The following is a 23,592-nucleotide window of genomic DNA, read 5'->3' on the forward strand; positions in this document are numbered from 1 at the left end:
CGAACGCTTGATCCGGCTCCACGGACGGGAAAGGGTCGCCCTGGGCGGCTCTTTTTCGTTTCTCACGACCGTCGGCGGCCCAGCGGCAGCGGGATGGCGCGGGCGCCGCAAGCGATGGCCAGCCCCTGCGGCACCAGCGCCGCCAGCGCCGGATCGTCCTGCAAAAGCCCGCCGGTATAGGCGCCGAAGGCCGGCAGCAGCAGGTGATCGCCGCCCAACAGGAAGGCGCGCCGCCGCTCTCCGGCCAGCCGCACGGCGGGGTGGAAATGGCCCGATATGTCCGGCCCCTGCCCCGCCTGGTGCCGCAGCGTGACCCGGCCCAGCCGCAGGCTGTCCGCCGCCCGGCCCGGCAGGCCCGCGGGCGCGCCGGGATCATGGTTGCCGCCGATCCAGACCCAGTCCCGCCCCCGCGCCAGCCGGGCCAGGGCGCCGGCGACCAGCGGGTCCAGCGCCTCGGCCGCCGCCAAGTCGTCGAAACCGTCGCCCAGGCTGACCACCACCTGCGGGTCCAGCGCCGCGATTTCGGCCGCCAGCCGCTCCAGCGTCGCCAGCCCCTCGTAAGGCGGCAGCAGCGGGCCGCCGCGCCGGGCCATGCGCTCGGACTTGCCCAGGTGCAGGTCGGCCACGACCAGCCAGCCGCCCATCCCCCACCACAGCACGCCCGAGGCTCGCGCATCCAGCCGCAAGCCATGGAAATCAAAGACGTATCCGCTCATGCGATCCTTTCCAGCCCGGCGTCGCGCATCAGTGCCTCGGCCTCGATCTGCGCCAGCCGCTCGCGGCCCTCGCCGCGGATCGGCACCCGGCCGACCTCCAGCAGCAAGGGCGCGGCCATGGGCGAAACGCGGTCCAGCATCCGATGCTCGCGCCGGGGCGAGCGGTCCAGCATCTCCTCGATCCGGCCGAAATCGACAAGGCCCCGCCCCGCCTCCTCGGCGGTGATGCGCAGCATCAGGTGGCCGGGGTCGTATTTGCGCAGGGTGTCGTAAAGGATGTCGCTGGAAAATGTCGCCTGCCGCCCGCTCTTGCGTTGGCCGGGCATGTTGCGCTGGATCAGCCCAGCGACAGTGGCGACATTGCGAAAGGTGCGCTTCATCACCGCATTCCCGCCCAGCCAGTCGCCCAGGCCCGCCCGCAGCCGCGCCCGGTCCAGCAGCGGCGTGGGATCGCACAGCGGGTCCAGCGACCAGACCAGCAGCGCGTAATCGGTCGACAGGAACCCCAGCGGGCCCAGCCCCTCCTCCTCCATCTCGCGGGTCAGCAGCAGGCCCAGCGTCTGCAAGGCATTGCGACCGGCGAAACCGTAAAGCGCGAAATGCCACAGCCCGGCATGGGGAAAGCTTTCGGACAGCAGCAGCCCCGGTTCCGGCAGGACCGAGACCTCGGCCTGCAAGCCCAGCCAGTCCCGCGTCTGCGCGGGCAAGGCATCGTGCCGCGACGGATCGCCGATCAGCGCCAGCACCCGATGCGAAAGCTGCGTGGACATGGCCAGCTTGACGCCGGAATAGACCGCGATCTTGGGCTGCCGCGTCGGGTCGGGCGTGACCTCGATCACCATCTCGCGCATCGCATCCATGCGCACCACCCGCCCGCCGATCAGGAAGCTGTCGCCCGGCGTCAGGCTGGCAGCAAAGGCTTCCTCGACCTCGCCCAGGGGCGCCCCGCCGCGGCCGCGCAGGCGGACCTTCATCATCTCGGCCTCGACGATGGTGCCGACATTCATCCGCAGCAGCTTCGCCGCCCGCGCGTCGCGCAGATGCCACAGGCCCCCGCGCAGCATCAGCCGCTGCCAGCGGTCATAGGCGCGCAGGGCATAGCCCCCGGTCGCGGCGAAATCCAGGCAGGCGTCGAAATCGGCACGGGAAAGCCCGCGATAGGGGCCGGCGGTGGCGACCTCGGCATAAAGCGCATCGGCATCGAAGGGCGCAGCGCAGGCAGTCAACAGGATATGCTGGCACAGCACATCGAGCGGCCCCGGCCCGCGCGGATCGCCATCCAGGTCGCGCACCCGCACCGCCTCCAGCGCGGCGACGCATTCGATCTGCTCGAAACGGTTCGCCGGCACGATCCGCGCCTTCGAGGGCGCATTATAGCGATGGTTCGCCCGACCGATGCGCTGCACCAGCCGCTTGACGTTCTTGGGCGCGCCGACCTGGATCACCAGGTCCACCGCGCCCCAGTCGATGCCCAGGTCCAGGCTGCCGGTCGCCACCACGGCACGCAATTCGCCCGCCGCCATCGCCGCCTCGACCCGCGCCCGCTGCTCGCGCGCCAGGCTGCCGTGGTGCAACCCGATGGGCAGGTTCTCGTCATTCGCGGCCCAAAGCGCCTGGAAGAACAGCTCGGCCTGGGCGCGGGTATTGATGAAGATGATGGTGGTGCGCGCAGCCTTCACCGCCGCCAGCACCTCGGGGATGGCATGATGCCCGCCACCGCCGGACCAGGGCGCAGGCCGCACGGTGGCCAGCATGGCGATGTCGGGATCGGGGCCGGGATCGGCCTCGACCACCGTCACCGGCGCGGCGCCTGCCATGAACCCGGCCAGCGCCTGCGGATCCTCGACCGTCGCCGACAGGCCCGTCACCCGCAGCCCCGGCGACAAGGCCCGCAGCCGCGCCAGGCCCAGCATCAGCTGGTCGCCGCGCTTGCTTTCCGCCAGGGCGTGCAATTCGTCCAGCACCACCCGGCGCAAACCGCCAAAGATCGCCGGCGCCTCGGGATAGCTCAGCATCAGGGCCAGGCTCTCGGGCGTGGTCAGCAGGATCTCGGGCGGATCGACGCGCTGGCGCCGGCGCTGGCTCTGCCCGGTGTCGCCGGTCCGGTCCTCGACCCGCACCCCCAGCCCCAGTTCCGCCACCGGCCGCGCCAGGTTGCGGCCGATGTCGGCAGTCAATGCCTTCAGCGGCGAGACGTAAAGCGTATGCAGCCCGCCCCGCGCCGCTTCTCTGTTGCCCAAATACCCATCCGGCCGCGCCGCCTGCGCCAGCTCCACCAGCGAGGGCAGGAACCCCGCCAGCGTCTTGCCGCCGCCGGTCGGCGCGATCAGCAGGCTGTCGCCCGTCGCCGCCAGCAGCGCCAGCTGATGCGGATGCGGCTGCCAGCCCTGGCGCGCGAACCAGTCCTGGAACGCGGGCGGCAGGATCACAGCGTCGCCTCGAGCGTTTCCAGACGGTCCGCCTCGGCCGCCGGCTTGTCCCAGCGGATGCGGCTGATGCGGGGAAAGCGCATGGCCACGCCCGAACGATGCCGGGCCGAGCGGTTCAGCCCCTCGAAGGCCACCTCGACCACCAGCTTCGGCGCCAGCGCCCGGACCGGCCCGTAGCGCTCGACGGTGTTCTGGCGCACGAAGCGATCCAACTCGCGCAGCTCGGCATCGGTAAAACCGAAATAAGCCTTGCCGACCGGCACCAGTTCACCGCCGTCCCACAGGCCAAAGGTGAAGTCGGAATGAAAGCCCGAGCGCTTGCCATGGCCGCGCTGCGCATAGATCAGCACCGCGTCGACCACCATCGGGTCGCGCTTCCACTTGAACCAGGGCCCGCGCGGCCGGCCGGCGACATAGGTCGAATCGCGGCGCTTGACCATCACCCCCTCGATCACCGCCGCGGGCGGCTCGGCGCGCAGCGCGGCCAGGTCTTCCCAGGTGGCGAAGTCCAACAGCGGCGAGATGTCGATGCGGGTGCCGAAAGCCACCGCCTCCAGCACCCTGCGGCGCGCCTCCAGCGGCTCGGCACGCAGATCGCGGCCGTCCCACAGCAGCAGGTCGTAAAGCCGCAAGCCCGCCGGGTGGCTGGCCAGCAGGCCCTTGCCGACGGTCTTGCGGTTCAGCCGCTTTTGCAACTCGCCGAAGGGCGCGACCTCGCCCTCGCGGCGCACGATCAGCTCGCCATCGGCGCTGCCGTGGAAATCCATCGCCTCGATCACGTCGGGAAAGGCGTGCGAGATGTCCTCGCCGGTGCGGGAATAAAGCCGCCGCATGCCGCCTTCGGCCACCGCCTGCACGCGGATGCCGTCCCATTTCCATTCCGCGAAATAATCGCCGGGCTCCAGCGCCCGCAATTCGTCCAGGTCGGTCGGCGTCGACAGCATCACCGGGCGAAACGGCGCCAGCGCCGCGCTTTCCGGCCGCGCCCCGCCGCCCAGCCAGCCGAACAGCGGCGCATAGGGCGGCGTAAGCCCGTGCCAGATCTCCTCGATCTCGGGGACCGAGGGCACGCCCATCGCCGCCAGCGCCATCCGCGCCATGCGGGCCGAGACGCCCACGCGCAGGTTGCCGGTGGCGAGCTTCAGGAAGGCCAGCCGCTCGGACGGGCCCAGCCGGTCCAGCAACGCAGCGATGGCGCCGGGCAGCGCCGCCTTGCCGGTGCCCTGCAACAAGGCCACCGCCTGGGACAGCGAGGGGTCGTCCTCGGCCCCCTCGGGCCAGACCAGCGCGATGGTCTCGGCCAGGTCGCCGACGAAATCATAGCTCAGCGCCAGAAGCTCGGCATCCACCCGCTCGGCCGCCAGGGTCCGCAGAAGCGAGGGCGTGACCCGGCGCAACGCCAGATCGCCGGTCAGCGCCGCCAGGGCCCAGCCGCGATCCGGGTCCGGCGTGCGCTCCAGATAGTGCTGCAAAAGCTGCAGCTTGGCATTGCGCGCCGGCGTGAAGGCCAGCCGTTCCAGCAGGGCGGCAAAACCCTTCATTCCGCCTCGTCCTCGTAGCCGACCAGCCGCAGCGGCCGGGCGGGGATCTGCGCCAGTTCGCACCAGCGCATCACGCCCTCTTCGGCGCCATGCGTGACCCAGACCTCGGACGGCGCCAGTTCAGCCAGCGTGCCGGTCAGCGCCGGCCAGTCGACATGGTCGCTGATGACCAGCGGCAGTTCGACCCCGCGCTGCCGCGCCCGCGCCCGCACCGCCATCCACCCCGAGGCAAAGCCGATCACCGGGTCGCGGAACCGCTGCACCCAGGGGCTGGCGAATGCCGAGGGCGGGGCGATCACCAGCTGCGCCGCCACATCCTCGGCCGTGGCGGGCACCAGCGCGCCCAGGTCGATGCCGCGGGAGGTATAGAAATCGCACAACGCCTTCAGCGCGCCATGGATGGCGATGGGCGCGTCATAGCCGGCCTCGCGCAGCAGCGCGATGACATGCTGCGCCTTGCCCAGGGCATAGGCGCCGATCAGGTGCGGGCGGTCGGGAAACTCTGCCATGCTGGCCAGAAGCTTGGCCACCTGCACCGCCGGGTCGGGAAAGCGGAATACCGGCAGGCCGAAGGTCGCCTCGGTCACGAAGACGTCGCAGGGCACCGGCTGGAAGGGCGCGCAGGTCGGGTTCGGCTGGCGCGCGTAATCGCCCGAGACGACGATGCGGCAACCGCCGGCCTCGACAGAGATCTGGCTCGATCCCAGCACATGCCCGGCCGGGTGGAAGCCGACGGTGACGCCGCCGATACGCGTCTCGGCCTCGGCCAACTGGGTCGCGCCGGCAAAGCCGTCGCCCATGCGCAGCCGCATGATCTCCAGCGTCTCGGCCGTGGCCATGACCGCGCCATGGCCGAAACGGGCGTGGTCGGAATGGCCATGGGTGATCAGCGCGCGCTCGACCGGACGCAGCGGGTCGATGTGAAAACCGCCCTCGGGGCAGAAAAGGCCGGCTTCGGTCGGGAACAGGATGGAATCGGCGCGCATGACCCGAAGATGTAGAACATTTCGTGAAAATCAAGCCGGCGCCAGCGGCCGGCCCTCGAAGATCGTCTCCATCGAGAAAACGCCGGTGACGCGTTCCAGATCCATGTCGGCGATCAGTTGCTTGTAAAGCGCGTCATAACCCGCCATGCCGCCCACCACCGCCTTGGCCATATAGTCCCATTCGCCGCCGATGCGGTGGAACTCGGTGATCTGCGGCAGCGATTCGATGCGGGCGCGAAAGCGCCGCGCCCAGGCGTCGTCATGATGGCGGGTGCGGATCATGACAAAGACCGTCAGCCCCAGCCCCAGCGCCGCCGCGTCGATGACGGCGCGGCTGCCTTGCAGCACGCCGGCCTCGGTCAGCCGCTGCAGGCGCCGCCAGCAGGCGTTCTGCGACAGGCCCACCCGCTCGGCCAGCTCGCGCTGCGACAGGCTGGCATCGCGTTGCAGCAGCGCCAGAAGGCGGTTGTCGATTTCGTCGATGGAAGAGGTCTTGTCGTTCATTTGACAACCGATCAGTGGGATACTGGCAGATATTCAGAATGATTTCTCGCCAGCGGCGGGTCAAGATGCGCGCATGAAGACGAGGAATCCGATGCCGCCTTTCGACAGCTATCTCGCCCGGCTGGGCGACGACCCGATGCAGGTGATCCATGACGGCGTGATCGGCCGCGACGCGGTGATCGACGGCCCCTTCGGGCCGCGCCGGATGATCTATGCCGATTACATCGCCTCGGGCCGGGCGCTGCGGCCCATCGAGGACTGGGTGATGGAGAACGTCCTGCCCTGGTATGCCAACAGCCATACCGAGGCCAGCCATTGCGGCGGCACCATGACCCGGATGCGCCGCGCGGCGCGCGAGGCGATCGGCTTTTGCACCCATGCCGGGGCGGAACATGCGGTGATCTTCACCGGCTCGGGCGCGACGCAGGGCATCAACCGGCTGGTGCATCTCATGGCCGCCGGGCCGGGAACGACGGTGCTGATCGGGCCTTACGAGCATCACTCGAACATCCTGCCCTGGCGCGAAAGCAAGGCCGAGGTGGTGACGATCCCCGAGGCCGCGACCGGCGGGCCGGACCTGGCGGCGCTGCGGCAGGCGCTGGCGCGCGCGGGCGGCCCGGTGATCGGCAGCTTCTCGGCCGCCTCGAACGTCACCGGCACGCTGACCGACATGGCCGAGGTCACGCGCATCCTGAAGGCGGCAGGGGCCAGGGTGGTCTGGGACCAGGCCGGCGGCGCGCCCTATCTGCCCATCGACATGCGGCTGGGCATGGATGCGGTGGCGATCTCGCCGCACAAGTTCATCGGCGGGCCCGGCGCCTCGGGCATCCTGATTCTGCGCCGCGACACGGTGCTGGCCGGTCGCCCCACCCTGCCCGGCGGCGGCACGGTGCGCTTCGTCTCGCCCCAGGGCCACGATTATGCGCCGTCGCTGGAGGCGCGCGAGGAAGGCGGCACCCCGAACGTGATCGGCGACATCCGCGCTGCGCTGGTCTTTCTGACCAAGGCCGCCGTGGGGCAGGACGCCATCGACGCGCGCAATGCCGAATGGCTGGCGCTGGGGATGGCGCGGCTGCGGAACCATCCGCGGATCGAGCTGCTGGGCAACCCGGACGCGCCGCGCCTGCCCTTCTTCAGCTTCCGCATCCGTGACGGGCGGGGCGGCTTTGTCCACCAGCAACTGGCGACGCGGATGTTGTCGGACCTTTACGGCGTGCAGGCGCGCGGCGGCTGCGCCTGCGCCGGGCCCTATGTCCATCACCTGCTGGGGCTGGGCCCCGAGGATTCGGCCCGGCTGCGCGCCGCGATCCTGGCCGGGGACGAGATCGAGAAGCCCGGCTTCGTGCGGCTGAACCTGTGCTGGGCGGCCCCGCGCGCCGAGGTCGAGGCGATCCTGGATGCCGTCTGCGACCTGGCCAACCACGCGGCCGACCACCTGGCGCATTACCGCTGCGACCGCGCCACCGCGATCTTCACCCCGGTTGCGGCCGCCTAGCGCAGGGGCGCGAGATATAGTCCCGCACCAGGGCCACCCGGCGCGGGCGAAAGCTGGTGCCGCCGGGACGCATGGCTCGGATGCGCGGCACGTGAAAGGTGCGGAAATCCTGCCGCAGCGTGCAATGCGCCAGCAGCATCATGTGATTGTCGCTGTAGCTGAGGCCCAAGGGCCAGATCTCGCGCGTCGTGGCGGCGTCCTGCAGGTCGAGATAGTCGATGACCAGGCTGCGCTCTTCCCACAGCGCCTCGCGCAGCAGCGCCATGTCCACCTGCGGGCTGGGACGCTGCGCCGGTTCGCGAAACAGGCGCATGGTGGTGTGCATGGCGTGCCGGCCCTGGCTTTCGGGCAGGGTGGCGATGATGCGGGCCAGCGCATCCTCGCCCGCGCGGGTCAGTTCGGGATCGCCCAGCGTGCGCAGGCCCGAGACGGCCAGCAGCAGCGCCTCGATCTCCAGCCGCGAAAAGCTTTGCGGCGGCAGGGCCGGGTCCTCGGTCAGCGCATAGCCCAGCCCCGCCTCGCCGTCGATCAGCGCGCCGCCGGCGCGCAGCGTGGCGATGTCGCGGTAAAGCTGGCGGCGCGAGACGCCGGTCTCCTCGGCCAGCCGCGCGGCCGTCACCGGCGCGGGCAGGCGGCGCAGCGCATCCATCAGGCGCATCAGCCGGTCGGTGCGGGACATGCTGTCACCTTCTGTCAGGGGCCCTGCGCCATTCTGCCCCCGTCAACACAGGAGGCCAAGATGCCGACCCTATACCACGCCCCGAAAAGCCGCTCGTCGAGCATCCTTGCCCTGCTGGACGAGTTGGGCATCCTCGACAAGATCGAGATCCGCCATGTCACGATCCCGCGCCAGGACGGCTCGGGCGGGCGCGACCCGGCGAACCCGCATCCCGAGGGCAAGGTGCCCTATCTGGTCGATGGCGAGGATCACCTGCGCGAACGCGGCGCCATCATCCTGTATCTGACCGACATGTTCCCCGAGGCGGGGCTGGGCCCGCTGCCGGGCAATCCCAGGCGCGGCCAGTATCTGAGCTGGCTCAGCTGGTATCAGGGCGTGCTGGAGCCGGTGGCGATCCTGAACTTCTTCAAGATCCAACATCCGGCGCTGGAGGCGACCTTCCGCGACTACGACACCGCGATCCGGCGGCTGGACGAGGTGCTGGGCAAGCAGCCCTGGCTGCTGGGCGACCGCTTCTCGGGCGCCGACCTGCTGATCGCCAGCCCCTTCCTGTTCTTTGGCGAGGGGATGCCGCGCACGCCCGCCATCGACGACTGGGCGCGGCGGGTTCAGTCGCGCCCCTCGATGGCGCGGGCGGCGGAACTGGACGGCTGAGGCGCCGCCGCGGCGGCGGCGGGCAGCTTGGCCAGCTGCACCATCAGGATGCCCGCCGCCACGATCAGCGCGCCGATCACGTCCGAGGCGCCGAACCGCTCGCCCAGCAAAGCGGCGGCGATGGCGACGCCGAAGATCGGCGACAGGAAATGAAAGGTCGCCGCCCGCACCGCGCCGATGCGGTTGACCAGCCGGAACCACAGCCAGGTCGCGCCGATGCCCGGCGCGATCACCGTATAGGCAAAGGCCCAGAGCAGGCCCGCGCTCCATTCCACCGGGCGGCCCCATTCCATCAGCACGGCCGGGACCAGCAGCAGGCCGGCGCCGACCGCCATCTGCAGCCCGACGATCATCATCATGTTGCGGCTGCCCCCGGCCCCGCGCGCCGCCAGCGTGGCAAAGGTCAGCGCCACCATGCCGATCAGGCACAGGATCACCCCCGGCACGTCCAGCCCGTGCCGGAGCCGCACCCCCATGATCAGCGTGACCCCGGCCACCCCCGCGACCAGCCCGGCCACGGCGATGGGGCGCAGCCGCTCGGCATAGAGCAGCCAGCCCAGGAAGGCCACGGCCAGCGGCATCATCGAGGCGATGATGGCCGAGACGGATGCCTCGACATATTGCATCGCGACCCAGCTGAAGCCCAGGTAAAGCGCGTTCTGGCACAGGCCGAACAGGACCACCGTGCGCCATTCGGCCCGGCTGAGGCGCCAGTTCTGGCCCATGGCGCGGGCCAGCGGGATCGCGACCATGGCGGACAGGCCGAAGCGGATGACCAGCGCGGTCAGCGGCGGCGCGGCCGTGACGATCATGCGCGTCGAGGTAAAGGCCGAGGCCCAGACGACCGCAAAGCCGAAGCCCATCAGAATGGCCCTGAAATCCATGTCGCCCCCCCCTGCCCGCACCCCCATGGGCTAGCAGATGGGCCGGCGGGCGCAAGGGCCGGAAACGACAGAAGCCGCGCAGGTCATGCGCGGCCCCTTCTGCGGCGAAAGCCGGGATCAGGCGTTCAGGCTGTCCTTCAGCGCCTTGGCGATGGTGACCTTGACCACCTTGTCGGCGGGCTTCGTCATCATCTCCTGGGTTTGCGGATTGCGGACCTGACGCTCGGGGCGGGTGCGGCAGGCAACCTTGCCGATGCCCGGCAGGGTGACGGCACCACCTTCGGCGACCGTGCGCGACACGACGGCCGAAAGCGCGTCCAGAGCCGCCGCGGCGGTCTTCTTGTCGCTGCCCATTTCATCGGCCAGCGTGGCGACGAGCTGGGTCTTGGTCATCGGTTTCGAAGCGGCCTGGGCCATATTCTGTCTCCTCGTTGTTCCCCGTTCGGGAAATTTTCGGACGCCACCTTGGCGGCACGCTTGCCGCTACACAAGCTTTTTAAGCGCAGATCAAGCTTTTTCGGCGTCTTTCCCCAGCAAACGCTGCGAAATTCGTCGCCAAGGGCCCTATTCTAGAGAAAGGCGGTCTCGTTGAACGAGCGCAACTTGCGCGAGTGGATGCGCTCCAACGGCGTCTCGCGCAGCTTTTCCATGGCCCGGATGCCGATCAGCAGGTGGTTCGCGACCTGGGTGCGATAGAAATCCGTGGCCATGCCGGGCAGCTTCAACTCGCCGTGCAGCGGCTTGTCGCTGACGCACAGGAGCGTGCCATAGGGCACGCGAAAGCGGAACCCGTTCGCGGCGATGGTGGCGCTTTCCATGTCCAGCGCGATGGCGCGCGATTGCGACAGCCGCTGCACCGGGCCGGACTGGTCGCGCAGTTCCCAGTTGCGGTTGTCGATGGTGGCCACCGTGCCGGTGCGCATGATGCGCTTGAGCTCATAGCCCTCCAGCTGCGTGACCTCGGCCACCGCCTCTTGCAGGGCGACCTGCACCTCGGCCAGGGCCGGGATCGGCACCCAGACCGGCAGGTCGTCGTCCAGCACGTGATCCTCGCGCAGATAGGCATGGGCCAGGACGAAATCGCCCAGGCTCTGGCTGTTGCGCAGCCCGGCGCAATGGCCGACCATCAGCCAGGCATGCGGGCGCAGCACGGCGATATGGTCGGTCGCGGTCTTGGCGTTCGAGGGGCCGACGCCGATATTGACCAGGGTGATGCCGTCGCCGTCCGCGCGCTTGAGGTGATAGGCCGGCATCTGCGGCATCTTGGCGCCGGTGGCGATGATGTCCTCGGGGCGTTCCAGGACCTGGTTGCCCGGCGCGACGAACTCGGTATAGCCCGAATGCGGATCGGCCAGCGCCCGGCGGGCGAAAAGCTCGAACTCGTCCACGTAGAACTGGTAGTTCGTGAACATCACGAAATTCTGGAAATGCTCGGGCAGGGTCGCGGTGTAATGCGCCAGCCGCGCCAGCGAGTAGTCGACGCGCTGCGCGGTAAAGGGCGACAGCGGATGGCTGCCGTCCGGGTTCGGCCCGGCGGTGCCGTTGACGATGTCGTCGTTCATCGTGTTCAGGTCCGGCACGTCGAAGACGTCGCGCAGCGAATAGTCCAGCACGCCTTCCTGCGGCACGTTCAGGTCGCTTTGCGTGGCCACGGCGAAATGCACCGGCATCGGCGTGCCGCTTTCGCCGATCGCCACCGGCACGCCGTGGTTGCGCATCAAAAGCCCGATCTGCTCGGTCAGGTAGCCGCGGAACAGGTCCGGCCGGGTGATCGAGGTCGAATAGGTGCCCGGCAGCGCGACATGGCCGAAGGACAGCCGCGAATCCGTCTTGGAATGGATCGGCACGGTCATGCGCAGTTCCGGGTAGAAGGCGCGATAGCGCGCCGCCGGCCGGCCGCCCTTCAGCGTGGCAAGGAAATGGTCCAGCAGGAAATGCGAGGCGCGCTCGTAAAGCTCGACCAGCCGGGCGACGGCAGCGGCCGGGTCGTCGAAATAGACGCGCTCGGCGGGCTCGGGCGTCTCGATGGGAAGTCTCCGGCTGTCGGTCAACATGCGCGCTCTCCAGTTTCGGCGGAGAGTGCCAGCGCGGCGGCGGGCTGGCAAGCCGGCACCGGACGCCTTATCTGGGGAAGGCAAAGGAGTGATGCGCATGGAATTTTCCATTCTCGATCTGGCGGTGGTGGCCGAGGGCTCGGACGCGCGCCAGGCCATCGCCAATTCCGTGGCATTGGCGCAAGCCGCCGAGGGCTGGGGCTACAGCCGCTTCTGGCTGGCCGAACATCACAACATGCCGGGCATCGCCAGTGCCGCCACCTCGGTGCTGATCGGCCATGTGGCGGACCATACCCGGACGATCCGCGTCGGCGCCGGCGGCGTCATGCTGCCCAACCACGCGCCCCTGGCCATCGCCGAACAGTTCGGCACGCTGGCGACGATCCACGGGCCGCGCATCGACCTGGGCCTGGGCCGCGCGCCGGGCGGCGACGGGGCGGTGATGCATGCGCTGCGCCGGTCCCTGCAGGGCAACCAGGATTTTCCGAACGACGTGGTCGAGCTCATGCACTATCTCGGCCCGCCCCGCCCCGGCGTCCCGGTCGCGGCCCATCCGGGCCAGGGCACGAATGTCCCGGTCTGGATCCTCGGCTCGTCGCTTTACGGCGCGAGCCTCGCCTCGGCGCTTGGCCTGCCCTATGCCTTCGCCAGCCATTTCGCCCCCGGCGACCTCGAGGACGCGCTGCGGCTTTACCGCGAGCGGTTCCAGCCCACCGAGTTCGGCCAGGCGCCGCGCTTCATGCTGGCGGTGAACGTCATCGTCGCCGACAGCGACGCCGAGGCGCAGCGGCTGCGCAGCAGCCAGCAGATCAGCTTCGCCCGGCTGCGGCTGGGCATGCCGGGCCTGCTGCCGCCGCCGGTCGACGACGTGCTGGAGGCGATCCCGGTGCGCATCCTGCCCACGGTCAACGCCGCGCTGGCGGTCAGCGCCGTCGGCAGCCCCGATACCGTCGCCGCCGAACTGGACCGGCTGATCGCCCGCCACCAGCCCGACGAGCTGATCCTGGTCGGCAATATCTACGACCAGGCCGCGCGGCACCGCTCCTTCGCCATGGCGGCCGAGATCCTGCGGGCGCGCGCATGACGAGGATGCTGGTTTTCGGCCACGGCTATTCCGCCGGCTTCCTGACGCCCCTGCTGCTGGCCGAGGGCTGGCATGTCACCGGCACCACCCGCGCCGCCACCGATCGCGTGGCGCAGGCCGGCGCCCAGCCGCTGCGCTGGCCGGGGCAAGAGGATGACGTGCGCCGCGCCATCGCCCAGGCCGACGCGATCCTGGTCTCGGTCGGGCCGGAACGGGGCGCGGACCCGGTCCTGGCCGCCTTCGGGGCCGAGATCGCGGCGGCGCGGCCGGGCTGGCTGGGCTATCTTTCCACCACCGGCGTCTATGGCGACCGGGAGGGCGGCTGGGTGGACGAGGACACGCCCTGCACCCCCTCGACCCGGCGCGGGCGCGAACGGGTCGCGGCCGAGCAGGGCTGGCAGCGGCTCGCCGCCGAACACGGCCTGCCGCTGCACATCTTTCGCCTGGCCGGGATCTATGGGCCGGGGCGCGGCCCCTTTGCCAAGGTCAGGGCGGGCATGGCGCGGCGCATCGTCAAGCCCGGCCAGGTCTTCTCGCGTATCCATGCCGAGGACATCGCCCAGGTGCTGCTGGCCTCGATCCACGCGCCGCAGCCGGGCGCGATCTACAATGTCTGCGACGACGACCCGGCCCCGCCCGAGGCGGTGATCGGCCATGCCGCGGAGCTGCTGGGCCTGCCCCTGCCCCCCGCCGAGGATTACGCGAGCGCCGAGATGACCCCCATGGCGCGCAGCTTCTATGCCGAGAACAAGCGCGTCGCCAACGACCGCATCAAGCGCGAGCTGGGCGTGACCCTGCGCTATCCCGACTATCGCGCCGGGCTGGCCGCACTGGCCCGCGCCGAGGGGATCGAGGCCTAGCAGGCTGCTGAAAAAGGATTTTGAGAGGGCGACGCAGCGGAAATCGTTCTGGATCCAGCTGATATCGGCCCGAAAATGGGGTGTTTTCGGCAAATTTGAGGCGGATTTCCCGGTTCCCCGCCCGCGCTGTCCTGTCGCAAGGACTTTTTCAGCAGCCTGCTAGGGCGCGATCGAGCAGCAGCCCGTCAGCATGCGCGAGGGCTGCTCCTGCCCGTCCAGGATCACCGCGACGGCCAGGGCATAGCTGCGGTCCGACATGCCGTCCGAACATTGCTCGGGCCGCAGGAAGGCGGTCAGCCGGCCCTTGTCGTCGCCGGCGATGATGCCGCGCGTGGGCTCGCCCTCGATGCCGCGATCCATGACCTTGCGCAGCGAAAGCTGGCGCTCGGGCTGGTCGGGCTCGCTGAAGACCAACCCCTTCTGCACGGTCTTGACCGACCAGAAGGGCTCGGTCCCGCTGCAATGCAGCGCCAGCGGCAGCTCGGCCGGTTTCCACACCGTCGCCTGCGGCTTGAGAAAGCGCAGCGCGACCCAGCCCGTGGTCTCGCCCACGTTCACCCGGCCCCATTTGCCGCTGGCGTCGCGGGAAAGCAGTTCCACGCCCTTGGCGGTCGAGGCGAGCCGGCCGATGACCTTGGCCTTGCCGTCCGGCGCCTCGCGCACGTTCAGCGTGTCCCAGGTCTCGACCACGGTGACGTCGAACAGGTTGGGCAGATGATCCTGCGCCTGCACCGCCAGGGGCGCGGCAAGGGCAAGGCCGGTCAGAAGGATACGCAGCATTTTCACCTCTCAGGCCCGTTTCGCCAGCGCCACGCCCAGGACTTCCAGCACCTTGGCCTCGATGTCGGGGGCGGACATGCGGGCGTCGCGATACATGGCCTCGGGGCTGGCATGGTCGATGAACGTGTCGGGCAACACCATCTGGCGGAAGCGCAGCCCGCCGTCGAAGACGCCCTCGTCCGCAAGCAACTGCGCGACCAGGCTGCCGAAGCCGCCGACCGCGCCCTCCTCGATGGTGATCAGTGCCTCATGCGTGCGGGCAAGGCGCAGGATCAACGCGCGGTCCAGCGGCTTGGCGAAGCGGGCATCGACCACCGTGGGCGAGATCCCGCGCGCAGAAAGCGCCTCGCGCGCGCGCATGACCTCGGCAAGCCGGGTGCCAAAGGACAGGATGGCGACGCGCTTGCCCTCGGCGACGACCCGGCCCTTGCCGATCTCCAGCACCTCGCCGCGCTCGGGCATCTCGACGCCGGTGCCCTCGCCGCGCGGATAGCGGAAGGCGATGGGGCCTTCGTCATGGGCGGCGGCGGTGGCGACCATATGCACCAGCTCCGCCTCGTCCGCGGCGGCCATCACCACCATGCCGGGCAGGTTCGCCAGGAAGGCGATGTCATAGGCGCCGGCATGGGTGGCGCCATCGGCCCCGACCAGACCGGCGCGGTCGATGGCAAAGCGCACCGGCAGGCGCTGGATCGCCACGTCATGCACGACCTGGTCGTAGCCGCGCTGCAGGAAGGTCGAATAAAGCGCGCAGAAGGGCTTCATCCCCCCCGCCGCCAGCCCGGCCGAGAAGGTCACGGCATGCTGTTCGGCAATGCCCACGTCGAAGCAGCGGCGCGGGAAACGCTCGGCCATCAGGTTCAGCCCGGTGCCGTCCGGCATGGCGGCGGTGACGGCGACGATGCGGGCGTCGCGGCTGGCCTGATCGACCAGCGCGCGGGCGAAGACCGAGGTATAGCTGGGCGCGTTCGACTTGGCCTTGGCCTGCGTCCCGGTCTCGACATCGAATTTCGCCGTGGCATGGCCCTTGTCGGCGGCGCGCTCGGCCGGGGCATAGCCCTTGCCCTTGCGGGTCACGACATGCAGCAGCACCGGCCCCGTCGCCCGCGCCTTGACCGTGCGCAGAAGCGGCAGAAGCTGGTCGAGGTCATGGCCGTCGACCGGGCCGATATAGGAAAAGCCCAGTTCCTCGAACAGCGTGCCGCCGACGGCCATGCCCTTGAGCATCTCCTTGGCGCGGCGCGCGCCCTCTTGCAGGCTGGGCGGCAGGAAGCCGACGGCGCCCTTGGCCACGGCCTTCAAGTCCTGGAACGGCCCCTCGGCGTAAAGCCGGGTCAGATAGCGCGACAGCGCCCCGGTCGGGGGCGCGATGGACATCTCGTTGTCGTTCAGCACCACGAACAGCCGCTTGCCCAGGTCGCCGGCGTTGTTCAGCGCCTCGAAGGCCATGCCCGCGCTCATCGCGCCGTCGCCGATCACCGCGATGGCATCGCCCGGATCGCCGCCCAGCTCGCGCGCCATGGCAAAGCCCAGCGCCGCGCTGATCGAGGTCGAGCTGTGCCCGGCCCCGAAAGGATCATAGGCGCTTTCCGACCGCTTGGTGAAACCGGAAAGCCCGCCCTCCATCCGCAGGGTGCGGATGCGGTCGCGCCGCCCGGTCAGGATCTTGTGCGGATAGCATTGATGCCCCACGTCCCAGATGATCTTGTCGCGCGGCGCGTCGAAGACCGCGTGCAGCGCCACGGTCAGCTCGACCACGCCCAGGCCCGCGCCCAGATGGCCGCCGGTCACGGAAACGGCGCTGACCGTCTCGGCCCGCAGCTCGTCGGCAAGCTGGCGCAGCTCGCGATCGGTCAGATCCTTGAGGTCGGACGGCAGATGCACCCGGTCCAGGATCGGCGTCGCGGGGCGGTCGGAAGTCTCATGGGTCATGGCTTGCCCCTCTCCGGGCGGGCTGTCAGGCGTCGCGTTCGATAACGAAACGCGCGAGCTGCCGCAAGTTTCCTGCGCCCTCGCCATAGGCATCCAGGGCGGTTTCGGCGTCGCGGACCAGCGCGCGCGCCTTGTCCCGCGCGCCCTCCAGCCCCAAGAGCGAGACGAAGGTCGCCTTGTTCGCGGCCCCGTCCTTGCCGGTGCGCTTGCCGGTCTCGGCCTCGCTGCCGGTCACGTCCAGGATGTCGTCCTGGATCTGGAAGGCCAGGCCCAGGTTGCGGGCATAGTCCGCCAGCGGGCCGGGATCCTTGCCGGCCATGACCGCGCCGGCGGTGGCGGCGAACTGGATCAGCGCCCCGGTCTTCGCCTGCTGCAGCCGCGTGATGGCGGCAAGGTCCAGCGGCGCGGCGGCGGTCTCGGCGGCGATGTCCAGCGCCTGGCCCCAGACCATGCCGCGCCCGCCCGCCGCCTCCGAAAGGCCCCGCACCAGCGCCAGCCGCGCCTCGGGCGGGCCGATCTGCGGCTCGGTCAGCAGGCCGAAGGCCAGGCTTTGCAGCGCATCGCCGGCCAGGATCGCGGTCGCCTCGGACCATTGCACATGCACGGTCGGCAGGCCGCGGCGCAGGTCGTCGTCGTCCATCGAGGGCAGGTCGTCATGGACCAGGCTATAGGCATGCAGCGCCTCGACCGCCGCCGCGACCGGCAGTGCGGCCGCGTCGCCCAGGCCGAACAACCGCGCCGATTCCATGGCCAGGAAGGCGCGGATGCGCTTGCCGCCGGTGCAGGCATAGCGCATGGCATCGGCCAGCTCGCCCGCGGGCAGGCCGGCCATGGCCCCGTCCAGCGCGGCCTGGACCTGCGCCTTCACCTCGCCCAGGCGCTCCTGCATCACAGCCCCTCGGCCGGCGCGGTGCCCTGGGGCTGGCCGTTCGCGGCCAGCGTGATCCTTTCCACCCGCTCCTCGGCCTCGCGCAGGCGCTGGTCGCAATGCGCCCGCAGCAAGGCGCCGCGCTCGTAAAGCTTGATCGATTCCTCCAGCGTGGCCTCGCCATGCTCCAGCCGGCCGACGGTCGCCTCCAGCTCTTTCATCGCATCCTCGAAGGACATGTTCTCGATCTCGGTCACGCCGCAGTCTCCCTCAGCACATCGACATGGGCGCGCGCCGAGCGGCCCAGAGCGGCGAGATCATATCCGCCTTCCAGCGCCGATACCACCGGGGCCGAACAGGCGGCCGCCGTATCGCAGATCATCCGGGTAATGGCGGTGAAATCGGCCTCGTCCCACATCAGCGAGGCCAGCGGGTCCACGGCATGGGCGTCGAACCCGGCCGAGACCAGCACCAGCTGCGGCCGCCATGCCGCGACCCGGTCGCAGATCGCCGCCCAGGCGGCACGCGCCTCGTCCCCGCCGCTGCCCGGCGCCAGCGCGACATTGACGACCTGGCCATGCGCGCCCCGCTCGGCCGGCGCGCCGGTGCCGGGATAAAGCGGCACCTGGTGGGTCGAGGCGAACAGCGCCCGCTTCTCGTCCCACAGCACGTCCTGGGTGCCGTTGCCGTGATGCACGTCGAAATCCAGCACCGCCACCCGGTCCAGCCCGTGATGCTCCAGCGCCCGCTTGGCCCCGATCGCGACCGAGGACAGGATGCAGAACCCCATCGCCTTCATGCGCTCGGCATGGTGGCCGGGCGGACGCATGGCGACGAAGGCATTGGGTGCCTCGCCCGCCAGCACCGCATCCACGGCGGCGCAAACCCCGCCCGCGGCATGGCGCGCGGCCTCCAGGCTGCCCGGCGCCAGGTAGGTGTCCGAATCGAGCATGCTCCAGCCCTCGGCCGGCACCTTCCGCCGCAGCAGCGCCAGGTATTCGGCCGGATGGGCGCGCAGGATGTCCCGATCCGCCGCCTCGGGCGCCTCGCGCCGCCGCAGGTCGGCCCCCTCCAGCGCCGCCAGCACGGCATCCAGCCGGGCCACCTGCTCGGGATGGCTGGGCGGCGTCACATGCAAAAGCCCCGAGGGATGCGTATAAAGCAAGGTCATCGGCCCAAGGATTATGGACAGCCGCCCCGCCCGGCAAGGAAATGTTCCCGACCTGGCCGAAAATCCCGCCCCCCGGCAGGGCAAATGCCCATCAGGACCGCAATGGCGGCACCCCTCCCCCGGCTTCTTCCGTGGACAAATATCCTCGGGGGGAGGCCATCGGCCCCAGGCCGATGGACGGGGGGCAGACAGCCCCCCCGGCGACCGCGACGATGGACCGCCCTCAGGCCCTCAGCCGCTGCCCGTCATGGCCGGCGATGCGCACATCCATCAGCGTGCCCTCGGGCATGTCGCGGTCAAAGGCAACCTCGGTGAAATGCTCCGTCCGGCCCAGGCGCGGCCCCTCGGTCAGCACCATGCGCGCCGCGCCGACCTCGGCCTCAAGATGCCGGACCAGCGCCGCATCGCCCGCCGCCCGCAGCCGCGCCGCCCGCTCCCTGATCGCCGGGCCGGGCACGCACGGCATCCGCGCCGCGGGCGTGCCCTTGCGCGCCGAATAGGGGAACACATGCAGGAAGGTCAGCCCGCAATCCTCGACCAGCTTCAGGCTGTTGTCGAACATCGCCTCGGTCTCGGTCGGGAAGCCGGCGATGATGTCGGCACCAAAGACGATACCGGGCCGCAGCCGCCGCGCCTCCTCGCAAAAGCGGATGGCGTCGTCGCGCAGGTGGCGGCGCTTCATCCGCTTCAGGATCATGTCGTCGCCCGCCTGCAAGGACAGGTGCAGATGCGGCATCAGCCGCGGCTCGGTGGCAATGGCCAGCATCAGGTTCTCGTCCGCCTCGATCGAATCGATCGAGCTGATCCGCAGCCGCGGCAGGTCCGGCACCAGCCGCAGGATGCGCATGACCAGGTCGCCCAGCCGCGGCTGCCCCGGCAGGTCCGCCCCCCAGGAGGTCAGGTCCACCCCGGTCAGCACCACCTCGTTGAAGCCGCGGTCGCGCAGCCGCCGGATCTGGTCCACCACCACCCCGGCCGGCACGGAACGCGAATTGCCGCGGCCATAGGGGATGATGCAGAAGGTGCAGCGATGGTCGCAGCCGTTCTGCACCTGCACATAGGCGCGGTGCCGGCCGAAGCCGTCGATCAGGTGGCCCGCCGTCTCGCGCACGGACATGATGTCGTCGACCTGCACCTTCTCGGTCTCGCCGATCAGGTCGGGGGCCTGCATCGCGGCCCAGGTCGCGGGCTGCATCTTTTCATGGTTGCCGATGACCCGGCTGACCTCGGCCATGGCGGCAAAGGTCTCGGGCTCGGTCTGCGCCGCGCAGCCGGTGACGATGACCGGGGCGCCGGGATTTTCCCGCGCCAGCCGGCGGATCTCCTGCCGGGCCTTGCGCACCGCCTCGGCCGTCACCGCGCAGGTGTTCACGATCACCGCGCCCTGCAGCCCGGCGGCCTCGGCCATCTCGCGCATGGCCTCGGTCTCGTAGGCGTTCAGCCGGCAGCCGAGGGTCGCGAAAACCGGGGGCTTCATGTCCTTCATCCGCGCCAGACCCCGTCGAAGACATGCGCGGTCGGGCCGGTCATCCAGACCCCGTCCTCGCGCCAGTCGATCTCCAGCACGCCGCCCGGCACGTTGACCCTGACCCGCCGCCCGGTCAGCCCGCGCCTTGCGGCGGCGACGACGGCCGCGCAGGAACACGACCCCGAGGCCAGCGTGATGCCGGTGCCGCGCTCCCAGATGCGCAGGATGATCTCGCTGTCCGAGACGACCTGAACGATCTCGACATTCGTCCGCTGCGGATAAAGTGGATGATGCTCATGCGCCGGGCCGAAGCGGTCCAGGTCCACCGCCGCCGCATCGGGCACGAAGAAGGTCATGTGCGGATTGCCCATGCCGGTCGCCACCGGGTCGCCCTCGACGGGCAGGTGCAGCGTATCGACATCCCCGGCCAGCGGGATCCCGGCCCAGTCCAGCACCGGCGCACCCATGTTGACGCGGGTCAGGCGGTTCCCGGCATCCTCGGCCGCAAGCACGGCGTGGTCGGTGGCCAGCCGCAGCGCGGGGGCGCCGGTCTCGTCCATCAGGAAGCGCGCGACGCAGCGCGTGGCATTGCCGCAGGCCGCCGAGACCGAGCCATCGGCGTTGAAGAACACCAGCCGCGCATCGGCATTTTCGCTGGGCAGGATGACGGCAAGCTGGTCGAATCCGACGCCGCGATGGCGATCGGCGATGGCGGCCACGGTCGCGGCATCGGGCAGCGCGCCCGAGCGGCGGCTGTCGACGACGACGAAGTCGTTGCCGAGCCCGTGCATCTTCATGAAGGGCAGAGGGGTACCCTGACCGAGGTTTTGCTGGTGTTCCATGGCGCTGACATACTCCTGCCGAAAAGATTCTGCCAGAGGCGCGATTTTTCCGCTTGACCCTGTCAGCCGCCGACCGTAGTTAGCCCCCGTGCGATGGGCCCGTAGCTCAGTTGGTAGAGCAACTGACTTTTAATCAGTGGGTCACAGGTTCGAATCCTGTCGGGCTCACCACTGAACTTCCTTATATGACAAGCAGTTAGACGAAACTGCCTACGAGGCGGTTTGGGCGCTAACACCTCCCTGGGGGACACATGGGGGACAATTCAAAGCCGCTCAGGACGCTCCGAATCTAGCGCCAGCGCGCCGCGCACCACCCGGCCGCAATGGCCTCGGCCTCGTCGCAAAACCAGCGCTCGCCCCTGCTCTCATCGATCCGGGTCTTGGCATGGGCTGGCGACCAGGGCGTGTGATAGATCCGCTCGCCCTTGTTCGAGATGTTGCCCTTGATCGGACAGCCCTCGGGCGCCTCTGCGACAGCCCGCGCCCGGAGGTCGGCGCGATAGTCCCAGGCAGGCTGAGATTCGCTCTGTCAGACACCCCGGCCAGCGGAACGGGCCTGCCGGCGCTGTGCGAGCATTGTCGCACCCGAGCATTTCCATCTTTCTCGACCTGCGATTGTCGCTATTCCGCGATTCTGGGCAATCGGGTCGTCAGAAGGGTTGCCGTGGCTGGCTTTCGCGACGATCAGGAATCGCAACCTGCGGCTATTCGGTTGCTACTCTGCCGGGTGGGGGCAACCCTGAAGCCTTGCGTCCCAGCCGGAATACATGGATCAGTCGGAGCATGACGGACCCACAGGCCCCTGAAACGGCGAATCCATCGCATGTGGCAAGGCTGTGGCTGGCCCTGCTGCTGGCCCTGCTGGTCGTCATGTTGCCCGGACCACAGGTCACCGCGGCGGCAGGCCAGTCCCAGAAACTGACCGCGCCGGCCCTGACCCTGGCGGCGATCCACGGGCGCGACCTGATCGCCCGAAAGGATGCGGTGCAGATCCGCCCGCTGGCCGCGACGGCGCTGCCGCCACCGGAGCACCCGTCTCTTCCGCCGCGCATCGCGGCATCTCTCGCCTATGCCTATCAGCCGCAAACCGGTGTCTGTGCCGGCAGGCTCGCCCCCTGCGCCCGTGCACCCCCGTCCCTTCCCATGACCGCCTGACAGCATCCTGCCCCCGGTTCCGGGCTGGCAGATCATGACCCTTGCGTTCACGAAGGACGACAGATGACTTCCCACGAAGATGAACCGACCACGCGCCGGACACCTTTTGCCGAAAAACCGAAGACCGGCGATGCGCCTGAACCTGCCGAAACACCGCCCACACCCGAACAGCTCCAGTCCGGCAAGGCCGTGCTGCTGAACTGGTGCATCATGCTTGCCGGCTTTGGCGCGATTGCCCTGGCCGCCTATTGGCTGCTCGGCTGACCGGCGGCCGCCCCTGCGGAAACGGGTTCGCAGGGGCTGGCCTTGGCCGGCGCAGGGTCAGGCGCCCCTGTCCTGTTCATGCTTGGCCCACAGATATCCCACGAACGCGCCCTTCACGAGACGGAGGATGACCAGGGTCAGCACGGTTGTCGCCAGTCCTACCGAGACCAGCAGCGTGACCGGATCCGGTCGATAAAGCCCCCAGGCAAAGCCGATCATCGGGATCAACAGCAGGAGCATGATGGTCATGGTGAAGAAGGCCGGGCCATCGGCCGCCCGATAGAGCCCCAGCGGCTCGCCGCAGGATTCGCACTCCTGCACGATGGTCAGGTATCCCCTGAACAGCCGACCCTTGCCGCAATGCGGGCACCTGCCCATCAGCCCTCTCACCGCCGCTGCCCGCTCGTTCCGTTCCTCTGCCATGGCTGTGCGCGCTCCGATTGCTCCTGTCGAAGGATAACACCATGGGCGAGGATTGGATGTCGCGACATTCGCGACAAAGGGCGTGTCTGTCGCAGGCGTCGGGAGGAGCATGGCCCTTTGGAATCGCAAACCGCTCCTTCCACTACACAAGGGATGCAGCGGAGGGAGCGGCAAACACGAAGCAGGAGCCCCTATGCGCCAGGAAGCCGCTCAAGCTCGGGGAAGGGCTGCCACTGAATGTCCGAGCGGTCACAGAGGGGGTGATCCAGGCTGCCGCCGGCAATCTTGCCGTCCCGGATCGGGATGCCGATGCTATGCACCCCCAGATAGCGGCCCGAGACATCCTTGCTGTCGGCACGGACGCAGACGCCTTGCAACCCATCCGGCAAGGTCGCCACGTTGGAAATCTCGGCATCGCGGATCGAGGCGGGGTCATAGATGAGTTCCTTGGCACCAGCCACAATCTCGGACTTCAAGGCGGCGCTGGGCGGCGTGGAGCGCGCGATGATTTCGCTGTAATTGTCCGATGCGGTGCAGGCGGCGAGCAGCAACGGCCCGACGATCAGAATGACTTTCTTCTGCATGATCCACTTTCCCTTCAAGGCTTGGGCCTAGGCTAGGAAGTCCTGAGGTCCCGGACAAGCGATAACACTGGCCGCTGTGCTTTGTGCTTGCCAGAATGGGAGGGTCGACCAGCCCATGGAACAGGGATCGGCCGAGGCATGGCAGATCCGCAGCCCCTGACACGGCGAAGCCCCGCACCATGCGGAGGCTGCCAATGCGCTCTTGTTCACCCCCTTCCG

General features: G+C 69.5%; 25 protein-coding genes and 1 tRNA gene. 7 read left to right on the forward strand and 19 right to left on the reverse strand.

Features of this window, described 5'->3' with window-relative positions:
* Nucleotides 1-62 precede the first annotated feature (62 nt).
* Genes pdeM through E3U26_RS06825 form a run of 5 tightly spaced genes read right to left on the reverse strand, consistent with a single transcriptional unit; the run spans nt 63 to nt 6,176 of the window.
* Nucleotides 63-716 (reverse strand): metallophosphoesterase family protein, encoded by a 654-nt coding sequence (gene pdeM, locus E3U26_RS06805; protein ID WP_499104617.1) that lies wholly within the window; start codon nt 714-716, stop codon nt 63-65.
* Nucleotides 713-3,145: a DEAD/DEAH box helicase family protein gene (locus E3U26_RS06810; RefSeq protein WP_499104618.1), complete on the reverse strand. Its 2,433-nt coding sequence runs from the start codon at nt 3,143-3,145 to the stop codon at nt 713-715. Before E3U26_RS06810 ends, pdeM begins: the two co-directional genes overlap by 4 nt.
* The gene (locus E3U26_RS06815) at nt 3,142-4,686 is read right to left on the reverse strand and encodes an ATP-dependent DNA ligase (protein ID WP_499104619.1); all 1,545 of its coding nucleotides are present in this window, start codon (nt 4,684-4,686) and stop codon (nt 3,142-3,144) included. The genes E3U26_RS06810 and E3U26_RS06815 overlap by 4 nt, the downstream gene beginning before the upstream one ends.
* A complete protein-coding gene (locus E3U26_RS06820; RefSeq protein ID WP_243784566.1) occupies nt 4,683-5,672 on the reverse strand; it encodes a ligase-associated DNA damage response exonuclease in 990 nt (329 codons plus the stop codon). Before E3U26_RS06820 ends, E3U26_RS06815 begins: the two co-directional genes overlap by 4 nt.
* Nucleotides 5,673-5,702: 30 nt before the next feature.
* Complete coding sequence (locus tag E3U26_RS06825; protein ID WP_499104620.1) at nt 5,703-6,176, reverse strand: Lrp/AsnC family transcriptional regulator; 474 nt, start codon at nt 6,174-6,176, stop codon at nt 5,703-5,705.
* Between the two features lie 73 nt (nt 6,177-6,249).
* Here E3U26_RS06825 and E3U26_RS06830 point away from each other — a divergent pair, with 73 nt between their 5' ends.
* Complete coding sequence (locus E3U26_RS06830; RefSeq protein ID WP_499104621.1) at nt 6,250-7,671, forward strand: aminotransferase class V-fold PLP-dependent enzyme; 1,422 nt, start codon at nt 6,250-6,252, stop codon at nt 7,669-7,671.
* Here the strand turns inward: E3U26_RS06830 and E3U26_RS06835 are convergent.
* Complete coding sequence (locus E3U26_RS06835) at nt 7,649-8,350, reverse strand: helix-turn-helix transcriptional regulator (RefSeq protein WP_036750003.1); 702 nt, start codon at nt 8,348-8,350, stop codon at nt 7,649-7,651. The genes E3U26_RS06830 and E3U26_RS06835 overlap by 23 nt on opposite strands.
* 60 nt (nt 8,351-8,410) lie before the next feature.
* On the opposite strand from E3U26_RS06835, the gene E3U26_RS06840 reads away from it, so the two are divergent.
* Nucleotides 8,411-9,004, forward strand: a complete 594-nt coding sequence (locus tag E3U26_RS06840) for a glutathione S-transferase family protein (RefSeq protein ID WP_499104622.1) — start codon at nt 8,411-8,413, stop codon at nt 9,002-9,004.
* On the opposite strand, the gene E3U26_RS06845 is transcribed toward E3U26_RS06840, so the two are convergent.
* The 3 genes from E3U26_RS06845 to E3U26_RS06855 form a co-directional block, all read right to left on the reverse strand.
* A complete protein-coding gene (locus tag E3U26_RS06845; RefSeq protein WP_499104623.1) occupies nt 8,959-9,888 on the reverse strand; it encodes a DMT family transporter in 930 nt (309 codons plus the stop codon). The two genes, E3U26_RS06840 and E3U26_RS06845, sit on opposite strands and share 46 nt — an antisense overlap.
* Before the next feature lie 117 nt (nt 9,889-10,005).
* A complete protein-coding gene (locus E3U26_RS06850; protein ID WP_499104624.1) occupies nt 10,006-10,305 on the reverse strand; it encodes an HU family DNA-binding protein in 300 nt (99 codons plus the stop codon).
* Nucleotides 10,306-10,457: 152 nt separating this feature from the next.
* Nucleotides 10,458-11,942, reverse strand: a complete 1,485-nt coding sequence (locus E3U26_RS06855; protein WP_036749994.1) for an AMP nucleosidase — start codon at nt 11,940-11,942, stop codon at nt 10,458-10,460.
* Between the two features lie 97 nt (nt 11,943-12,039).
* On the opposite strand from E3U26_RS06855, the gene E3U26_RS06860 reads away from it, so the two are divergent.
* On the forward strand, nt 12,040-13,026 hold the full coding sequence (locus tag E3U26_RS06860) for an LLM class flavin-dependent oxidoreductase (RefSeq protein ID WP_036750087.1): 987 nt from the start codon (nt 12,040-12,042) through the stop codon (nt 13,024-13,026).
* A complete protein-coding gene (locus E3U26_RS06865; protein WP_499104625.1) occupies nt 13,023-13,886 on the forward strand; it encodes an SDR family oxidoreductase in 864 nt (287 codons plus the stop codon). The genes E3U26_RS06860 and E3U26_RS06865 overlap by 4 nt, the downstream gene beginning before the upstream one ends.
* Nucleotides 13,887-14,045: 159 nt before the next feature.
* On the opposite strand, the gene E3U26_RS06870 is transcribed toward E3U26_RS06865, so the two are convergent.
* The 7 genes from E3U26_RS06870 to dapF all read right to left on the reverse strand — a co-directional run bounded on the left by E3U26_RS06870 (nt 14,046) and on the right by dapF (nt 20,947).
* A complete protein-coding gene (locus tag E3U26_RS06870; RefSeq protein ID WP_036749990.1) occupies nt 14,046-14,666 on the reverse strand; it encodes a COG3650 family protein in 621 nt (206 codons plus the stop codon).
* A 9-nt stretch (nt 14,667-14,675) separates the two neighbouring features.
* Nucleotides 14,676-16,598, reverse strand: a complete 1,923-nt coding sequence (dxs, locus tag E3U26_RS06875; protein ID WP_036749987.1) for a 1-deoxy-D-xylulose-5-phosphate synthase — start codon at nt 16,596-16,598, stop codon at nt 14,676-14,678.
* Nucleotides 16,599-16,623: 25 nt separating this feature from the next.
* On the reverse strand, nt 16,624-17,487 hold the full coding sequence (locus E3U26_RS06880) for a polyprenyl synthetase family protein (RefSeq protein ID WP_036749984.1): 864 nt from the start codon (nt 17,485-17,487) through the stop codon (nt 16,624-16,626).
* Nucleotides 17,487-17,723: an exodeoxyribonuclease VII small subunit gene (locus tag E3U26_RS06885; RefSeq protein WP_036749981.1), complete on the reverse strand. Its 237-nt coding sequence runs from the start codon at nt 17,721-17,723 to the stop codon at nt 17,487-17,489. Before E3U26_RS06885 ends, E3U26_RS06880 begins: the two co-directional genes overlap by 1 nt.
* On the reverse strand, nt 17,720-18,637 hold the full coding sequence (locus E3U26_RS06890; RefSeq protein WP_499104626.1) for a histone deacetylase family protein: 918 nt from the start codon (nt 18,635-18,637) through the stop codon (nt 17,720-17,722). Before E3U26_RS06890 ends, E3U26_RS06885 begins: the two co-directional genes overlap by 4 nt.
* Before the next feature lie 223 nt (nt 18,638-18,860).
* Entirely contained in the window at nt 18,861-20,114 is a 1,254-nt protein-coding gene (gene mtaB, locus E3U26_RS06895) for a MiaB/RimO family radical SAM methylthiotransferase (RefSeq protein WP_499104627.1), read from the reverse strand.
* A gap of 5 nt (nt 20,115-20,119) precedes the next feature.
* Nucleotides 20,120-20,947 (reverse strand): diaminopimelate epimerase, encoded by an 828-nt coding sequence (gene dapF, locus E3U26_RS06900; RefSeq protein WP_499104628.1) that lies wholly within the window; start codon nt 20,945-20,947, stop codon nt 20,120-20,122.
* Between the two features lie 95 nt (nt 20,948-21,042).
* Between dapF and E3U26_RS06905 the strand changes: the two genes are divergently transcribed.
* A tRNA-Lys gene (locus E3U26_RS06905) sits at nt 21,043-21,118 on the forward strand.
* 118 nt (nt 21,119-21,236) lie between these two features.
* Here the strand turns inward: E3U26_RS06905 and E3U26_RS06910 are convergent.
* The gene (locus E3U26_RS06910) at nt 21,237-21,395 is read right to left on the reverse strand and encodes a sunset domain-containing protein (protein ID WP_499105784.1); all 159 of its coding nucleotides are present in this window, start codon (nt 21,393-21,395) and stop codon (nt 21,237-21,239) included.
* A gap of 335 nt (nt 21,396-21,730) precedes the next feature.
* Between E3U26_RS06910 and E3U26_RS06915 the strand changes: the two genes are divergently transcribed.
* Nucleotides 21,731-22,102, forward strand: a complete 372-nt coding sequence (locus tag E3U26_RS06915; protein WP_072463708.1) for a hypothetical protein — start codon at nt 21,731-21,733, stop codon at nt 22,100-22,102.
* 63 nt (nt 22,103-22,165) lie between these two features.
* Nucleotides 22,166-22,366: a hypothetical protein gene (locus E3U26_RS06920; protein ID WP_499104629.1), complete on the forward strand. Its 201-nt coding sequence runs from the start codon at nt 22,166-22,168 to the stop codon at nt 22,364-22,366.
* A 57-nt stretch (nt 22,367-22,423) separates the two neighbouring features.
* Here the strand turns inward: E3U26_RS06920 and E3U26_RS06925 are convergent, their stop codons facing one another.
* Both E3U26_RS06925 and E3U26_RS06930 read right to left on the reverse strand, forming a co-directional pair.
* Nucleotides 22,424-22,744, reverse strand: coding sequence for a DUF983 domain-containing protein (locus E3U26_RS06925; protein WP_499104630.1), 321 nt, complete (start codon nt 22,742-22,744; stop codon nt 22,424-22,426).
* A 236-nt stretch (nt 22,745-22,980) separates the two neighbouring features.
* Nucleotides 22,981-23,373: a hypothetical protein gene (locus E3U26_RS06930; protein WP_036749968.1), complete on the reverse strand. Its 393-nt coding sequence runs from the start codon at nt 23,371-23,373 to the stop codon at nt 22,981-22,983.
* Nucleotides 23,374-23,592 lie beyond the last annotated feature (219 nt).

The sequence above is a fragment of the Paracoccus ferrooxidans genome (assembly GCF_029909815.1).
GTDB lineage: Bacteria > Pseudomonadota > Alphaproteobacteria > Rhodobacterales > Rhodobacteraceae > Paracoccus > Paracoccus versutus.

Bases quoted from the DNA above. Each gene is read 5' to 3' on its own strand.
- E3U26_RS06880 (WP_036749984.1), bottom strand. From the start codon at position 17,487: ATGCAGGAGCGCCTGGGCGAGGTGAAGGCGCAGGTCCAGGCCGCGCTG.
- E3U26_RS06855 (WP_036749994.1), bottom strand. From the start codon at position 11,942: ATGTTGACCGACAGCCGGAGACTTCCCATCGAGACGCCCGAGCCCGCC.
- E3U26_RS06930 (WP_036749968.1), bottom strand. From the start codon at position 23,373: ATGCAGAAGAAAGTCATTCTGATCGTCGGGCCGTTGCTGCTCGCCGCC.
- E3U26_RS06830 (WP_499104621.1), top strand. From the start codon at position 6,250: ATGAAGACGAGGAATCCGATGCCGCCTTTCGACAGCTATCTCGCCCGG.
- E3U26_RS06915 (WP_072463708.1), top strand. From the start codon at position 21,731: ATGACGGACCCACAGGCCCCTGAAACGGCGAATCCATCGCATGTGGCA.
- E3U26_RS06865 (WP_499104625.1), top strand. From the start codon at position 13,023: ATGACGAGGATGCTGGTTTTCGGCCACGGCTATTCCGCCGGCTTCCTG.
- E3U26_RS06920 (WP_499104629.1), top strand. From the start codon at position 22,166: ATGACTTCCCACGAAGATGAACCGACCACGCGCCGGACACCTTTTGCC.
- E3U26_RS06845 (WP_499104623.1), bottom strand. From the start codon at position 9,888: ATGGATTTCAGGGCCATTCTGATGGGCTTCGGCTTTGCGGTCGTCTGG.
- E3U26_RS06835 (WP_036750003.1), bottom strand. From the start codon at position 8,350: ATGTCCCGCACCGACCGGCTGATGCGCCTGATGGATGCGCTGCGCCGC.
- E3U26_RS06815 (WP_499104619.1), bottom strand. From the start codon at position 4,686: ATGAAGGGTTTTGCCGCCCTGCTGGAACGGCTGGCCTTCACGCCGGCG.
- dxs (WP_036749987.1), bottom strand. From the start codon at position 16,598: ATGACCCATGAGACTTCCGACCGCCCCGCGACGCCGATCCTGGACCGG.
- E3U26_RS06890 (WP_499104626.1), bottom strand. From the start codon at position 18,637: ATGACCTTGCTTTATACGCATCCCTCGGGGCTTTTGCATGTGACGCCG.
- E3U26_RS06870 (WP_036749990.1), bottom strand. From the start codon at position 14,666: ATGCTGCGTATCCTTCTGACCGGCCTTGCCCTTGCCGCGCCCCTGGCG.
- dapF (WP_499104628.1), bottom strand. From the start codon at position 20,947: ATGGAACACCAGCAAAACCTCGGTCAGGGTACCCCTCTGCCCTTCATG.
- E3U26_RS06925 (WP_499104630.1), bottom strand. From the start codon at position 22,744: ATGGGCAGGTGCCCGCATTGCGGCAAGGGTCGGCTGTTCAGGGGATAC.
- pdeM (WP_499104617.1), bottom strand. From the start codon at position 716: ATGAGCGGATACGTCTTTGATTTCCATGGCTTGCGGCTGGATGCGCGA.
- mtaB (WP_499104627.1), bottom strand. From the start codon at position 20,114: ATGAAGCCCCCGGTTTTCGCGACCCTCGGCTGCCGGCTGAACGCCTAC.
- E3U26_RS06840 (WP_499104622.1), top strand. From the start codon at position 8,411: ATGCCGACCCTATACCACGCCCCGAAAAGCCGCTCGTCGAGCATCCTT.
- E3U26_RS06850 (WP_499104624.1), bottom strand. From the start codon at position 10,305: ATGGCCCAGGCCGCTTCGAAACCGATGACCAAGACCCAGCTCGTCGCC.
- E3U26_RS06860 (WP_036750087.1), top strand. From the start codon at position 12,040: ATGGAATTTTCCATTCTCGATCTGGCGGTGGTGGCCGAGGGCTCGGAC.
- E3U26_RS06820 (WP_243784566.1), bottom strand. From the start codon at position 5,672: ATGCGCGCCGATTCCATCCTGTTCCCGACCGAAGCCGGCCTTTTCTGC.
- E3U26_RS06825 (WP_499104620.1), bottom strand. From the start codon at position 6,176: ATGAACGACAAGACCTCTTCCATCGACGAAATCGACAACCGCCTTCTG.